We start from the raw sequence: 15,125 nt of genomic DNA, 5'->3' as shown, positions 1-15,125 counted from the left end.
TACAAAGGCGGGCGACGCAACGATTGCGTGCCCGCCATGACTTCTACAAGACTTCGAACAGGGCCGCTGCACCCATGCCGCCGCCCACGCACATGGTCACGACCACATATTTGACACCGCGGCGCTTGCCTTCAATGAGTGCATGCATGGCCATTCGATTGCCGCTCATACCGTAGGGGTGACCGATGGAAATAGCTCCGCCATTCACATTGAGCCTGTCTGCAGGGATACCGAGCTGGTCCCGGCAGTAGAGCACTTGCACGGCAAAGGCCTCATTCAATTCCCACAGGCCAATATCGTCCATCTTGAGACCAGTGCGCTTGAGCAGTTTTGGAATGGCAAACACCGGGCCGATGCCCATTTCATCCGGCTCGCAACCTGCCACTGCCATACCCCGGTAAATACCCAGCGGCTCCAGGCCGCGCTGTTCCGCGAGCTGGCTGTCCATCATAACCACCGCGGCCGCGCCATCTGAAAGTTGCGAGGCATTGCCAGCGGTGATCACGCCATTTTCGCGTACCGCATTCAGGCCACCGAGGCCTTCGAGCGTGGTTTGCGGGCGGTTGCCTTCATCCTTCTCCAGGGTCACCTGTTGCTCACTGACTTCTCCAGTCTCCTTGTTGGCAACCAGCTTGGTGGCGGTAACCGGCACGATCTCCGCGTCGAACTTACCGGCTGCCTGTGCGGCTGCGGTACGGCGCTGTGACTCAAGCGCGTATTCGTCCTGCACTTCCCGGGATATGTTATAGCGCTTTGCCACGACTTCCGCGGTATCCAGCATCGGCATATAAATAGCAGGCGCTGCCGCCATGACAGCCGGGTCTGCAGCACGATGCAGATTCATATGTTCGTTTTGCACCAGACTGATGGACTCACAGCCGCCTGCGACCACAACCGGCGCACCATCCACGATAACCTGCTTGGCAGCCGTGGCGATTGACATCAACCCCGACGCACACTGGCGATCAATGGTCATGCCACTGACGCTCACCGGCAGGCCTGCCGCAAGCGCAACCTGGCGGGCCAGGTTTGTGCCCTGACAACCCTGCTGCAGAGCGGTACCAAAAATACAGTCGTCCACTTCGCTCGCCTCGATACCAGCGCGCTCTACCGCGGCCTTGACGGCGTGGGCTGCAAGAGAGGGACTCTCGATATTGTTGAACGCCCCACGATAGGCGCGACCAATCGGGGTGCGCGCGGCGGAAACAATGACAGCTTCTTTCATTCGTTCTGTGCTCTCTTATATCCGCACCACGGGTCACTACCCCGGAGTGCAGCGATTTGAATTTACGTTGCCGATATCAGGCTGGCTGGGCGTTAGTCATGGCCATAGTCAGGAACTTTTCGGTTTGCCCGGCGCCTGAAGCCAGTTCTGCCTGGCCAGACTGATCGCAAATCTTGTCCCAGCTCGCGATCACAGCCTCCGGGCTCTGCTCTTCGGTGGAGATGAAGGTACCCGCGGTCTCGAACAGGCGAGTGCTCGCGTACCCACCCGCGCCGGCACAGAGAATGAAACGGTTGGGTGCGTCTTTCTGACACAAGGTCAGTGCGCCCGCAGTTACCGATTCCGGCGTCAGCATGGCCAGTACTTCTGGCGGCATTAAGTCCTCGGTCATGCGAGTGCCGGCGGTTGGGGCAAGCGCATTCACACGGATGTCGTACTTGGCCCCTTCCAAAACCAGGGTGTTCATCAGCCCGAGCACGGCCATTTTCGCAGCGCCATAGTTGGACTGACCGAAGTTGCCATACATACCGCTCGACGATGTGGTCATGACAATCCGGCCATAGTTTTGGGCACGCATGATTTCCCACACCGCCTTGGTGCAATTCACGGAGCCCATGACATGCACATCCATCACCAGCTGGAAGTCGGCCAGTTCCATCTTGGCAAAGGTCTTGTCACGCAGAATGCCAGCGTTGTTGATCAGGATATCGACGCGGCCCCACTTGTTCATGGCCTGCTGCACCATATCCTCGACTTCAGCGTAGTTAGCGACGTTTGCCCCGTGGGCAATCGCTTCGCCACCGTTTGACTCGATCTCACGGACCACTGCCTGTGCAGCCTCAGAAGATGCGCCACTACCGTCACGCGCTCCGCCGAGGTCATTGACCACAACTTTTGCGCCTCGTGCGGCCAGCTCCAGTGCGTGTGATTTTCCAAGCCCGTTGCCCGCGCCGGTTACGATGGCCACCTGGCCGTCAAAACGTACACTCATCGATACTCTCACTATTACTTATTGCGTTTTAAATTTTTGTCCGGAGTTAATTACTCAGGCAACCATCTGCATGGTCAGCCACTCGGCTTTTAGGGCGGGCTTTTCCTCTCCCTCGATTTCTATCGTCACATCAAATTTCAACATGAACTGGCCTGGGGTTTTTTCTTCGCAACTGGCAAGCCTCGCATGCGCCCGAATGCGACTATTGACCTTTACTGGTGCGATAAAACGCACCTTGTCGAAACCATAGTTAATCCCCATGTAAGCGCCTTCGACAGCAATTCCGAAGGTTTCCGCGAAATAGGACAGCATCGAAAGCGACAGAAAGCCATGCGCGATGGTAGAGCCGAATGGGGTTTTCGCTGCGCTCTCCGGATCGACATGAATAAATTGGTGATCCCGTGTCGCCTCCGCAAAAAGATCAATCTGCTGCTGGCCTATGGTTAGCCAGTCTGTGGTTTTCATCTCGGTACCGACGAATTTCGGCAGTGATTCTCTGGTGGCAGTAGTCATTGTGTTTCCTGATTATTATTTTATGTATCTGCTATCAGAACCAGTCCGGCTTCATCTCAAAGCTTGTACTGTCGATATCGCGTACCAGTTTTGACCAGTGATAAATTTTCGGCAGCTCGGAGTGGAAGAAGTACTGCATTGCCTGCAGCTTGCCGCGATAAAACTGTTCATCCTGTTTGTGTGGATTAGCCTGTAGTCCCGCATCAGCTGCCATGCCCTGGCGCAACCAGATCCAGGCGATCACGATGTGCCCGAACATCTCCAGGTAACTGACCGAGTTAGAGAACACCAGATCCAGGTCTTTCTCTGCCGTGGCCGCCAGAACAATATTGGTGGTTTCCTGCAACTCACTGAGTGCGGCTTGCAGCTGTTCCGCGAACAGGCTCAGCTCGCTGCCTTTTGCCTGTTCGACAGTGCCGTGCATCTCGGCAAGCATTGCACGGTAACCCGCGAAGTTGTTCATCGGCACCTTGCGCCCGAGTAGGTCGAGCGACTGGATCCCTGTGGTGCCTTCGTGGATCGGATTCAGACGATTGTCGCGGTAGAACATTTCCACCGGATGTTCGTTGATATAGCCGTGCCCACCCATGACCTGGATGGCCAGGTTGTTGGCCTGCGGGCCGTATTCCGAGGGCCAGGTCTTGATAATGGGCGTGAGGAAGTCCAGTAGCGTGTGCGCTTTTGTGCGCGCCTCTTTGGTCTCCGCCGTTTTCTCGTCATCGGCAAGCTGACTGCCGTACAGGCACAAGGCGTAAGCGCCTTCAGCATAGGCTTTCTGCGCGAGGAGCATGCGCCGCACGTCTGCGTGCTCGATGATCGGGATGGGTGGAGACTCGGGATCCTTGTTGGCGAGCAGCCGGCCCTGGGGACGCTCGCGAGCGTAGTCGAGGGCGTACTGGTAACCGGTCAGAGCAGTGAGCGCTGCTCCAGTGCCAACCATGATGCGCGCCTCGTTCATCATGTGGAACATATACATCAGGCCCTTGTTCTCCTCGCCCACCAGGTAGGCCGTGGCACCCCCCTTTTCGCCAAAACTGAGTGCGGTGGAGGTGTGGCCGCGGCCGCCCATCTTGTGGAACAGGCCCGCCAGCGCCACATCGTTGCGCTCGCCTATAGTGCCGTCTTCATTGAGCAGAAACTTGGGCACGATAAACAGGGAGATACCCTTTACGCCCTTGGGCGCACCTTTCACGCGGGCGAGTACCAGATGCACAATATTTTCGCTGAGTTCGTGGTCACCACCGGAAATGAAAATCTTGTTGCCGCTCAGTCGGTAGCTGCCATCGCTTTCTCGCGCTGCAGTGGTGGTGAGGTCGGCGAGTCCCGAGCCGGCACCGGGCTCGGTCATCGCCATGGTGCCCATAAAGCGCCCCTCTCGCATGGGGCGCACCCAGGTATCGATCTGCTCGTCAGAGCCGTGCGCCTCGATCAGGTTGGCATTGGCATGGGTCAGGGAGATGTAGCCCAGCGTGGTGCTGGCGACTGCCGACAGGTGGGCCTGTGCGGCATTGGTGACGATCAACGGCAGCTGCATGCCGCCGGTTTCATAATCAGTAGACGGCGCCGCCAGGCCTGCCTCCACCACGGCCTCCAGGGCCGGCTTGATCTCCGGCAGCAGGTGCACTTTTTCGCCGTCAAAGGTCGGCTCATTGGTGTCGACCTTCTGGCGGATTGGCAGGAAGTGCTTTAACGCAACGGCCTTGCCGGTTGCGATGGCGGCGTCGAAGGTTTCGCGGCTGTGGTCCGCATAGCGCTGGCGGGCCGTCAGGGACTCTGCGTCGAACAGTTCGTATAGCATAAATGCCAGGTCGCGTTCGCTGAGTACTTGTGCTGCCATGGATCACCTGGTCTCTGTTGTTTGTGGATCTTTTTCAGGCGCCCACTTTAAACTGCGCCCGGTTGGGTATTGTTCACGGACTTGTTAGACTCGGCCATTACCTCTCAGGTCAAGTTCGGAAGGCTCGTGACCAGCGTGCTGGGGTGGCAATAAAGAGGCGTCGGATATGAGTGATACGGACTACCACGCGTTTGGGCACCTGTTGCGCTTCTGGCGCAAGGTACGCGGGCTCAGCCAGGAGACACTGGCCCTGAACCTGCAGTCTTCCACACGGCATATCAGCTTTCTCGAGAACGGCAAGGCACGCCCCGGTGAAGCATTCGTAGAGGCCATTGCCGAGACGCTGGGGCTTGGTGAGCGTGATGGCAGTTACCTGCGCCTCGCGGCGGGGTACCTGGCGCGCAGCCAGAAGGTCGACTTCGAAGCGCCGGAATTCAAGTGGTTACGCAAAGCCACATTGCTCTCCCTGAAGGCGATGGACCCCTACCCGGCGGTACTGATGGACCGCTATGGCCGATTATTGATGGTGAACCGGAGCTGGGTTGCGTTCTATCGCGAATCGGTCACTTGCGAAGCGCTGGCCAAGGTCGAAAATCATTTCGAGTTTCTGTTCAGGCGTCCGCCGGAAGGTTCTGCGCAGGAACCCTGGCGGCACATGCTGGCCATGATCCTCATGTATACGCAGCAGGAAGCCCTGTTGACCAATGACCCCATCTACCATGCCATGGTGGCGGAACTGTCATCCTACCCTGGTATACCAGAGGACTGGGCAGATATTGCTTCACGGCTGGAGCCCATGGCCAGTTATCGTGTGCAACAGGGGTACAAGGGCAGGCTCATGCGCTTTTTCTGCGTCAGCCTCAATGTAGGCGCCATGGGACCGGCCTCCTACGTATCGGAGCCGCGCCTGACGATCAACACCCTCTACCCCGAAGGTGACGAGCTCGACCTTGGCGAAGCACTCAACAGCAACCTGTCTCACCCACTGTTGTTCTACTAGTTCACAGTACAAGGGGTAACAGCGTCTTTTGCCTCATTCCCGATCACAGCTGTCACAAGCCGCAATTCATGTTCAAACAGGCACCCTGTCCCGGTTGAGCAGGGTAGCTATTTCCTGAAGTACATTTGCAGTAGCTGCCTGCGCGGATGGAAGCGTGCTCGCCATGGTGAGAAATCCATGGATCATGTCGGGATAACAGGCGTAATGAACAGGGACTCCGGCGCGTTGCAGCTCTTTCGCAAATAGCGCCCCCTCATCCCGCAAGACATCGAAGCCCGCAGTAATCAGGTAAGCCGGCGGCAGAGTGCGGAAATCAGCTGCCTGCAAGGGTGAAATGTATGGATGATTGGCACTGTCACTTCCGCCCAGATATTGTTTTGCAAACCAGACCATATCGGATTTGCGCAGATAATAGCCTTCCGAGAACTCTGTATAGGATTGGGAATCCAGTGTGCTGATATCCATTACCGGATAAAACAGCAATTGATGGCTGATACAGGGGCCGCGCTCGTCGCGTGCCTTCAGGCAACAGGCACTGGCGAGATTACCGCCCGCGCTGTCACCGGCGATGGCGACTGTCGAACAGCCTGGCGCAAGCTTACCGATGTTGGAAGAAACCCAGCAGAGCGCAGTATAGGCGTCTTCCAGCGGGGTGGGGTACGGATGCTCAGGGGCCAGGCGATAACCAACGGAAACCACTACATGCCCGGTGCCATGCGCCAGTTGATCAGCAAACGCATCATGGGTATCCAGGTCACACAGCACCCAGCCACCCCCGTGAAAAAAGACCACTACGCCTCGGACCGTTTCGGGCTGATAGACTCGTATCGGGATTTGCCCACCGGTAACCGGTATATGCTTCTCCTCGATACGGCAACGGCGCTCGCCCATATCGGCAGGCGCCATTGCCTTGACAGCTGTTCGGGCCACATCTGCACCAATGGATTCCAGCGAAGGGCGTTGCAAACTCTCGACCAACTGCAGGAAAGCCTGAATATCTTCAGGCAGTGCCTGATCCATCATCCCATCCTGGATAGTTCCCGCTATCACCGGCCCAGCGGCGCAGGCAGCTGGTTTTATTCATGGGGTGCGAAGCTCCCGGCGCAGAACCTTACCAACCGCCGACTTGGGCAGGGCGTCGACAAAAGCGATATGTTTTGGCACTTTGTAGGCGGTCAGTTGCCTGCGACAATAGTCGCGCAATACCTCAGCATCCCGCGCAGCACCGGACGGCACTACAAAGACCTTGATCGCCTCACCGGTGCGCTCATCGGCAACGCCAACTGCCGCGCACTCGAATACATCGGGGTGAGCTGTCAACACGTCCTCAATCTCGTTGGGATAGACGTTAAAACCTGAGACCAGAATCATGTCCTTGATGCGGTCTACAATACGCAGGAATCCATCGGCCTGGATCACCGCGACATCACCAGTGCGAAACCAACCATCACTGTCCACGGCCGCCGCAGTCTCCGCCGGCCGATTCCAATAGCCTTTGAGCACCTGAGGTCCACGCACGGCCAGCTCTCCCACCTTTTCGATACCCAGGTCCGCGCCTTCGGAATCAATGACCTTCACCTCCATGGCTGGCAGCGGCTTACCGACCGTGCCAATCTGGTTTGCATCAGGAGTGTTACAGGTGAGGGAGGAACTGGTCTCCGACATGGCGTATCCCTCGAACAGCTTACTGCCGGTACGTCGTTCCCACTCCTCGGCAACCGAGGTTACCAGCGCAGCTCCGCCTGCAATTGACCCGCGCAAATAACTGAAATCAATTTCATCGAACTGTGGATGCCGCATCAATCCAGCGAACAGTGTGTTAACTCCTGCAAAGCCGGTAAAACGGTAAGCGCGCATTGCCTGCACCAGACTATCCAGGTTACGCGGGTCTGGAATCAGTACCGAATGGACCCCGTTCATACAGCAACTGATCACATTCCAGGTAAAACCATAAATGTGATAAAGCGGCATAGGCGCTATTACTATGCCGTCACTGCGCTCATTTTCATCAAGTGCGCTGGTGGTCTGCCAGGCACTAGCGAACAGGTTACCGTGCGTCAGCATGGCACCTTTGGACGGACCAGTAGTGCCGCCTGTGTACTGCAACACCGCCAGGCTTTCCATGGAAACATTAGTAGTCTCGATTGTCGCAGTGTTTGGCGTTGCAAGTGCAGTGCCGAGCGCTACATAGCGATCCGGACACCCTTGTGGTAATACTTGCGAACTATCCGGTTTCAGCGCGCCGGCTACCACAACAAGACGCACACCCAATTCTTCAGCCACGGGAGCCGTTACCGCCAGACAGCCTTCAAACAGCACCAGCGCATCGATTCCTGCATCCGTAAACTGATGGCGCAGCTCACGCTCCGTGTACATCGGATTCGTATTGACAATCACCACACCGGCGCGCAGCGCACCCCACACCACGATGGGGTAAGCCAGAATATTTGGCATCTGCAGTGCGATGCGTGATCCGGGTTTGATATCACTGGCATGCAAAAATGCTGCAAATGCCTTACTGTTACGATCCAGCTCAAGAAAGGACAGGTCCTGACCAAGGCATGAAAACGCGGTGCGCTCACGGTGCTCTGAGATGGCGCGATCAAAAGCCTCTACGAGGTTGCGGTCGCCCTTGTCGTTGATCTTCTGCAGCATCTTCTGCGCGTAGTCGAGTTCGGTTTCCAGCATCTTCTTTTTATCCAAAATTTACACAGGCTTATTTCAGCCCGCTACCGCAGCCTTAGAGCTCGCAGCCTGCACCGCTTCCTGCTCGCGTCGGGAATGGTATTTAGTAAAAACATAAGCACTGGCGAGAACCAGCACTGACATGCCCGGCCCGTAGGCCCACCCCATACGAGCCAGCATTTCCAGGGTGACATTCGCCGGGTCCTGCGATTCGCCAAAACCAGCGAAGTCCAGAATAAAGCCCGCACAAAGAGTGCCGATACCAAAGGTCAGTTTCAGAATCAGCATCATGGCTGAGTTAAGCGATCCTTCCTGACGCAGGCCGGTCTCTTCTTCCAGGTCATCAGCAACATCGGCCGTCATGGAATTGATGAGTGACATGGCCCCGATGAAAAAGGTTTGGTGCAGAATTACAAAGAGGCAAACCAGCGCCAGCAGCTCACTACTGCCCGGCGGTGGTGTGAGCTCAAACATTCGAGCAAGAACTGGGACTGGTCCAATAAATGCCGCCGCCACCAGCATGAAAACAATTGCGCCACGTTTACCCATACGGGCGGAGGCCTTTACCGTCAAAATAGAGGCGGGTATTAGTGCCACGAATACACACAACATAAATGCACCGGTCTGGGTGCTGCTGAACTCATAGAAGAACATATTGATATGCAGCAGCATTGTATTGGCCGTACCCATTACACTCACCAGAACAAGACTGCCGATAAACAGCGTGCGTGCCGAGTAGACACGGAAGAAACTCAGGATATCGGTAAATGCGCAGTACCAGGGACGGCTCAGCTGTTCATCGGAGGCCTTGTTGAGATAAGGGATGCGTGAACGAGTACCCCAAACCGCAATGGCCATACCCACTGCCGCTATTAATGAAGCTGCAATGCCAATATTCTGGTACCCGATAGCAACATTGCCGGCTTTGGTCGCGGTTGGGATGAGAATAAACCAGGCCAGCACCTGCAATGCGATACCACCGGTATACCCCCAGAAGGTACGGTGCACGACGATACTGGTGCGCTCGTGATAGTCACTGCTGAGCTCTGCAGCCATTGCCATGTATGGCACCACGAAAAAGGTCAGTGCCGTTCGCACCAGAATCGCCGTTGCCAGATACCAGCCGAACAAGCCCATATCATCGAGACCGCCAGGCGGGTTGAATATCGCAAACAGGGACAGCGATACGGGCAGGATCGACACGGCCATAAAGGGGTGACGACGCCCCCAGTTACGCGTACGCATCTTGTCAGAAAAGTGGCCAACGATCGGGTCTGAGATTGCGTCGGCAATAATCGACAGCAGCGCCGCGAGACCCGCGAGGCTCGGAGCCATCCCCAGTATCTGGGTGTAATAAAAAAACAGGAAATAGTGGAAACAGGAGTCCTTGACGGCCCAGGCGAACTGCCCGACCCCGTAAGCGTTCTTGCTGCTTTTACTAAGAAGGGTATGCATTATTTTTATCCCGCTGTCAGTCCACCATCCAACACGATTTCCGTGCCGGTCAGGTACGAGGAGGCCGGGCTGGCCAGGTGAGTGATTGCGCGCGCGACTTCCTCACATCGGGCAAAGCGGCGCAAGGGTATCTGTCGATGCAGGAAACGACTGGCGGCCTCAATTTCTGGGAAAATGCCTTCCTCAACCAGCTGCCCCACCAGTTGCTCACCCATATCGTTCTCGATCATGCCGGGGTTGACGCAATTGACGCGCACCTTGCTGTCGGCCAGTTCCAGTGCCAGCGATTTGCTGAACAACTGCACCCCACCCTTGGTCATGTTGTACAGGGTCTGGCTGGCAACACCCACCAATCCGGCAATCGAAGATACGTTCACGATACAGGCGTCTCCACTGGCCGTGACGCCCTTGCGCAGTAGGGGCAGGGTAGACTGGCAGCCGAGAAACACCCCTTTAAGGTTGGTTTCAATCTGTCGGTAGAAATCAGCCTCGGTACATTGCTCCATTCGGCGCGCCAGATGAACCCCGGCATTGTTGACGAGTACCTGCAGTGCGCCGAATTCCTGATCGATCATAGCGACTGCCGCATGCCAATCTGACTGGGACGTAACGTCAAGGCGCACAAAACTGGCTCGGCCACCACGGCTGACAATATCAGCAACCACTGCCTCTCCCGCTTCCGGGCGTCGCGCAGCAACAATGACATGGGCATTTGCGCGTGCAAATTGGCGAGCCGCTTCAGCACCCAGCCCTCTGGATGCGCCGGTGATCAATACGGTTCTGCCGGTAAAATCCTGCATCGGTACCTCTGGCCCCTAGGCGGTTTGCGCCTGCGCCGACATGACTGCGCAGATGGATTGATGCTGGTCAGCGCTCAACAGTGATATTGCGTGGTTGCCGGCCAATATGGAAGAGCGCAGGGGGCCATACTGGTCACTCTGCATCAACTCGAGCGGTGCTTCCCCAAGCCCGGTGCCTACGCACCAGGCAAAATTCACTTCATCAAATGACGCAGCGCCTTCTGCCACAATTAACAGGCTCGCCTGAACGACGCTGCGCAACAGCACCTGAAAAGTATCGGAATCCGGTTTGGACTGCTCGAAAAATGCCGGCAAGCCGTAGGCTGGCTCGGGGTATTGGTAGAACCCCTTTCCAGCTTTCATACCCGTGCACCCACTCTCTACCAATGGTTGCAGCAGAGCGCGTATTTCCGGCTGGTGGCGTTTTTTTTCTTCGCTGAGAGAAGTCGTGCACCAGCTATCGAATACCACGTTGATGCCAAAAAAATCCATCATCCCGAAAGGGCCCATCGGCGCTTTCATGTACGCCATCCAGCAGCGATCTACCTGTTCCACACTCGCCTGACCTCGACTGACCAACAGCATCGCTGTAGTCAGAAGCGGGCCGAGCAGTGAGTTCAGGATGTAGCCCGGATATTCTTTTTTCATCACCAGTGGCACACCGCCGACACTGCGCACAAATGCCATCAGTGCCTCCGGGATCGCACCAGCGGTGCGCGGGCCGGTAACAATGTCCACCAATGGTGAGCCAAGATAAGAGTGCAGGGCGGCGAAATTGCGCCCGCTGTCGAGTGCGCTATCGATATCGGATGGCAGCAAGGCGGAAGTATTCGTCGTGAGGATGGTCCCCGGTGCTGCCATTTCCTCCAATGTACGGTGGATCGCCCGCTTAACCTCGAGGGATTCCGTCACCGACTCACTGACAAGCTCCGCACCCTCGAGTGCGGTTGCGAGATCATCGCTGATGGCAATTCTTTTCCAGGCCTGCTCAATCGCGCCCGCGGGTATCTTGCCGCTTGCGGCCAGCATGCCGGCGATTTCTCGCTGGCGGCCGTCCACACCTGACAGTACCTTCGAACATTGGTCGTACAGAACCACAGAATAACCGGCGATGGCGGCGATCAGGGCATTGTAGCTGCCCATGGTGCCCGCGCCGACATAGCAGATTTTTGTTATCTTTTTATCCATCAAAATCCCTACCCGTCATTACTACTAGTGTTTAGCCCCATGTCTAGCGCAGGGCTCTGGGCAGGCGGTCCGGCACCAGCAGGTTGACGCTGCATCTGGCAATCATTGCCGGCCGGTATTCAAGTACCGGCAGCGTCTGCAAGGCATTGACGATATGGAACTGAGTTGGATTTTGCTCCCAGGTGAGTTGCTGCCAATCTACCCGGCCGGTACCCACTTGGACCTCATGGTACTGTGTTTCCGATGGGAAGGTGGTGGCTTCACTGATCGCACTGCCAAAGCCACCAATGGCCGGCATGTAGCGCCACGCCATGGGGTTATCACGTCCCTCCTGCGCAGCCATCGATGCCGCAATCTCTTCCATGGTAGGCGGACGCAGCTGGTCGATTTCCAGGCTGACAATGCGGTTGTCAAAGTGTCGCGCCTCGGCCCGCCAGCGGCCATTGTCGATACTGTGGTCGGGAATATCTGCAAAAATTTTCGGGATGCCCTGGAGTTCGCGCCCGGTCAGGATCGGATCGGCAAGGTTCTCCCAGAGGGCCAGCGTATAAGTCCCCCGCAGTTGATCCTGCTCCCCGTCAAAACGGGCGGCGGCATGGACCCCGAGCAGGTTGTAACCGTGCCCTGCAAGCCAGTCGACCTGACGGTTGCAGGCGTAGACCACAGTCACTATCGGTTCTTCATCAATGCTGAACGGCTCAGGCAGGTAGGCGGCGAGCTTTTCGCGGTCGGTCACGTAAGGGACCACCATCATGGTGACATCCCGATACCAGCCACTGGCGCGGGCGTTACTGCCCCGCGGCCCGAAATGGGCCGGCATGGTAAAGCTCTGGTTAGGTGGGAGTGCTTGCATGGTTACCTCTGGAAGTTGTTTGTAGGAGCGGGTTGCCGGCTCGCAGCGCTGCAGTCGCCAGGAGTCGGTCAGGAAGGGCCCCGGTTCCGGGACCCTTCCTTTGCTCTGGCCTAGAAGTTGTACTTCAGGCGCACGCCGTAAAGTCGCGGATCGGTGAGAGTCGAGACTGCGGTATGGGTTACCGTGCTCGGACGATCCCGATAAACGACATCGCGGTCGTCACTCAGGTTTTTCACAAAACCGGTAACTTCCCAGGTTTCATCTGGTGAGGCGACATTCAGTCGCAGGTCCACTCGACTCCAGGAATCCAGCAGGTCGTAGTCGTCTCGGTTGAAAGCGGACATGTACTGCTCGCTGGTGTACATGTAGCTGCCGCTTGCACTCCAGTCGAGATCCATGGCTTCCCAGCTATACGTCAGGTTGGCCGATGCCTTGTGTTCCGGACTGAGGGGGAAGCTGTTATCTGCGAGATCCTGCTCATTGGTACACAGGGGGTCGAAGACCAGCCCCACGGCACGGGGGCCCAGAGCGCACGCATTGAAGTCTGTGGAAGAGAACTCGTCGAAGCGGGTGTCGTTATAGGAATATGTACCACTGAACATCAGCTGATCGGTCAACAGGGCCTGAAACTCGGTTTCGAAACCCGTTGCGGTTGACTCCGCAGCATTTTCATAGCTGGATAGCGACACACCATTGACAACCGTTTGCTTTAATACCTGCATGTCCTTATAGGCATAGTGATACACCGAAGCGCTGAGATTGACACGGTTGTCAGCGAAGCTGCCACGGTAACCAAGCTCGGTCGAGGTCAGGGTTTCCGGGTCGACCATATCGATATCGGGAGTAGCGGTCGGCTGCAGCAGGTTAAAACCACCCGAGCGATATCCAGTAGCGACAAAACCGTACAGGAAGTGGTCTTCACTCAGGGTGTAGTCGAAGCCCAGCTTCCAGGTGGGCTGATCCCAGGTATCGGAGCCAGCATGGGTGACAAATGGAGCCGCAGGATTACCAACGTACTGGGCAAAGGTGTTATCGCGACCACTCTTTTCATCTTCCGAGTAGCGCAGGCCTAGGGTTACAACCAGGTCGTCGGTGGCGCTCCAGTCCATTTGGCCGTAGATCGCTGTCGAAGTGGTCTCCAGTTCCGCATCGGCTTTGTACAGGTAGCCTTCCGGGTTCACACCCTGGCCAATGAAACTACCCAGAGTCGCGTATACCGCCATCAGCTCGGCGTTGCGCTCCTGGTAATAGATGTCCTGGGTTTCATCGCTGTTGTAATAGTAGAGGCCACCGATAAAGTTAACCGGGCCTTCAAGGTCGGTGCTTACCTGCAGTTCATGCGAAGTAAATTCCGACTCCTGCTCAAAGGAGAAAATCAGGTCAGAAGGCGTAGCACCGATACCGGTGATCAGGGACATCGGCAGCGGGCCAAACTGTGTAGTGAGGTACAGGTTGTTCCAGTCCAGGCCGGAGTCTTCAGCAGCGGTGAGGTCGGCATCGAGGGCACGGCTGAAGTCAAACTTTGAATGGCCGGCGGTATACTTGACGACGAAGCTGTCTGCATCCCATTCGCTGGTAAAGAACAGCGCATCGCGCTCACTGCTCTGGGTTGGCTCAAAGTCTATCGAGACCTGGCTCGGATCATTGACGCCGGGATTTTCCACCGTCATGCCCTGATGCATATTGGCAAAATTCTGGCCGGGGAACATACCCGGGAAATTCAGCACCGTGGCACCCACGTAGGCGTCACGAACTTCCTGCACATTTTCAGTAGAGAAGGGCTCCAGCGTATAGCCGTTAGATGGGTTGGTATCCGAATTGGAACGCATCACCTTCAAAGTGCTCGACCAGTTTTCGGTCGTCTGGTGCTTCAGGCTTACCGTTGCATACTGGTTTTCGCGATTGTCATACTCATCGCCGTTGTACAGGTTCTCCTGAAAACCGTCGCGACGGATGTCCGACAGGGCGGCGAGTACCGAAAGTTTTTCGGTGACCGGGCCACTGGTAAGTACCTGCGCAGTGGTCTGGCCATAGTTACCCAGCTCAGCGACTACGGAAGTACCCCATTCCTCGCTGTCCGGGGTCTTGCTGACAAAATTGATCGCGCCGCCAATCGAGTTACGGCCATACAAGGTGCCCTGCGGACCACGCAACACCTCGATGCGCTCAATATCCAGGAAGTTGGACATATTGAATACATCAGTTTCGGTGTTGTAGACACCATCCCAGTAAAGACCTACTCCCGGGTCGGAACCCAGCGCGGTGTTCGGACGGCCAATACCGCGGATACTGATCCGGCTTGGCGCAACGGTCAGGGACGGAGAGCGGGCGGCCAGGTCGGCGGACCCGTCGATGCCCATGTCTTCGCGGGCACCGCTGTCGAACGCGGATACCGCTGCGGCCGTCTCCATCAGGCTCGATTCACGCTTGTTGGCCGTGACCACTATCTCTTCCAGAGAAGTGTCGGCACTTGCGGGGCCAGCGGCGACCATGGCGGCGACGACTGCGCACAGCCGGCGGACGGGGAAACGCTTGTGGGATGTAGACTTCATGCCGGTTGGCCTCCGAGTCTTTTTAT

12 protein-coding genes are annotated in these 15,125 nt (G+C 56.7%); 1 reads left to right on the top strand and 11 read right to left on the bottom strand.

The window, feature by feature from the left end; all coding sequences use genetic code 11:
- Positions 1-43 precede the first annotated feature (43 nt).
- The 4 genes from QSJ80_RS02265 to QSJ80_RS02250 all read right to left on the bottom strand — a co-directional run bounded on the left by QSJ80_RS02265 (position 44) and on the right by QSJ80_RS02250 (position 4,566).
- A complete protein-coding gene (locus QSJ80_RS02265; RefSeq protein ID WP_285762640.1) occupies positions 44-1,225 on the bottom strand; it encodes an acetyl-CoA C-acyltransferase in 1,182 nt (393 codons plus the stop codon).
- A 76-nt stretch (positions 1,226-1,301) separates the two neighbouring features.
- Positions 1,302-2,216 (bottom strand): SDR family NAD(P)-dependent oxidoreductase, encoded by a 915-nt coding sequence (locus QSJ80_RS02260; RefSeq protein ID WP_285762639.1) that lies wholly within the window; start codon positions 2,214-2,216, stop codon positions 1,302-1,304.
- A 54-nt stretch (positions 2,217-2,270) separates the two neighbouring features.
- Positions 2,271-2,729 (bottom strand): MaoC family dehydratase, encoded by a 459-nt coding sequence (locus QSJ80_RS02255; protein ID WP_285762638.1) that lies wholly within the window; start codon positions 2,727-2,729, stop codon positions 2,271-2,273.
- Positions 2,730-2,763: 34 nt separating this feature from the next.
- On the bottom strand, positions 2,764-4,566 hold the full coding sequence (locus QSJ80_RS02250; RefSeq protein WP_285762637.1) for an acyl-CoA dehydrogenase: 1,803 nt from the start codon (positions 4,564-4,566) through the stop codon (positions 2,764-2,766).
- A 166-nt stretch (positions 4,567-4,732) separates the two neighbouring features.
- Here QSJ80_RS02250 and QSJ80_RS02245 point away from each other — a divergent pair, with 166 nt between their 5' ends.
- The gene (locus QSJ80_RS02245; RefSeq protein ID WP_285762636.1) at positions 4,733-5,566 is read left to right on the top strand and encodes a helix-turn-helix domain-containing protein; all 834 of its coding nucleotides are present in this window, start codon (positions 4,733-4,735) and stop codon (positions 5,564-5,566) included.
- A gap of 72 nt (positions 5,567-5,638) precedes the next feature.
- On the opposite strand, the gene lipP1 is transcribed toward QSJ80_RS02245, so the two are convergent.
- The 7 genes from lipP1 to QSJ80_RS02210 all read right to left on the bottom strand — a co-directional run bounded on the left by lipP1 (position 5,639) and on the right by QSJ80_RS02210 (position 15,099).
- Positions 5,639-6,586 carry a LipP1 family hormone-sensitive lipase gene (lipP1, locus tag QSJ80_RS02240; RefSeq protein WP_285762635.1) on the bottom strand — a complete coding sequence of 316 codons (948 nt, stop codon included), beginning with the start codon at positions 6,584-6,586 and terminating at the stop codon, positions 5,639-5,641.
- Positions 6,587-6,646: 60 nt separating this feature from the next.
- A complete protein-coding gene (locus tag QSJ80_RS02235; protein WP_285762634.1) occupies positions 6,647-8,269 on the bottom strand; it encodes an AMP-binding protein in 1,623 nt (540 codons plus the stop codon).
- 18 nt (positions 8,270-8,287) lie between these two features.
- The gene (locus QSJ80_RS02230) at positions 8,288-9,706 is read right to left on the bottom strand and encodes an MFS transporter (RefSeq protein WP_285762633.1); all 1,419 of its coding nucleotides are present in this window, start codon (positions 9,704-9,706) and stop codon (positions 8,288-8,290) included.
- Positions 9,707-9,711: 5 nt separating this feature from the next.
- On the bottom strand, positions 9,712-10,506 hold the full coding sequence (locus QSJ80_RS02225) for an SDR family NAD(P)-dependent oxidoreductase (protein WP_285762632.1): 795 nt from the start codon (positions 10,504-10,506) through the stop codon (positions 9,712-9,714).
- A 15-nt stretch (positions 10,507-10,521) separates the two neighbouring features.
- Complete coding sequence (locus tag QSJ80_RS02220) at positions 10,522-11,694, bottom strand: 3-hydroxyacyl-CoA dehydrogenase family protein (RefSeq protein ID WP_285762631.1); 1,173 nt, start codon at positions 11,692-11,694, stop codon at positions 10,522-10,524.
- A gap of 43 nt (positions 11,695-11,737) precedes the next feature.
- Positions 11,738-12,547: an acetoacetate decarboxylase family protein gene (locus tag QSJ80_RS02215; protein ID WP_285762630.1), complete on the bottom strand. Its 810-nt coding sequence runs from the start codon at positions 12,545-12,547 to the stop codon at positions 11,738-11,740.
- A 110-nt stretch (positions 12,548-12,657) separates the two neighbouring features.
- The gene (locus QSJ80_RS02210; RefSeq protein ID WP_285762629.1) at positions 12,658-15,099 is read right to left on the bottom strand and encodes a TonB-dependent receptor; all 2,442 of its coding nucleotides are present in this window, start codon (positions 15,097-15,099) and stop codon (positions 12,658-12,660) included.
- Positions 15,100-15,125: the final 26 nt, after the last annotated feature.

This window comes from Biformimicrobium ophioploci (genome assembly GCF_030270605.1).
GTDB lineage: Bacteria > Pseudomonadota > Gammaproteobacteria > Pseudomonadales > Cellvibrionaceae > Biformimicrobium > Biformimicrobium ophioploci.
This window is presented reverse-complemented; position numbering and strand designations above follow the sequence as displayed.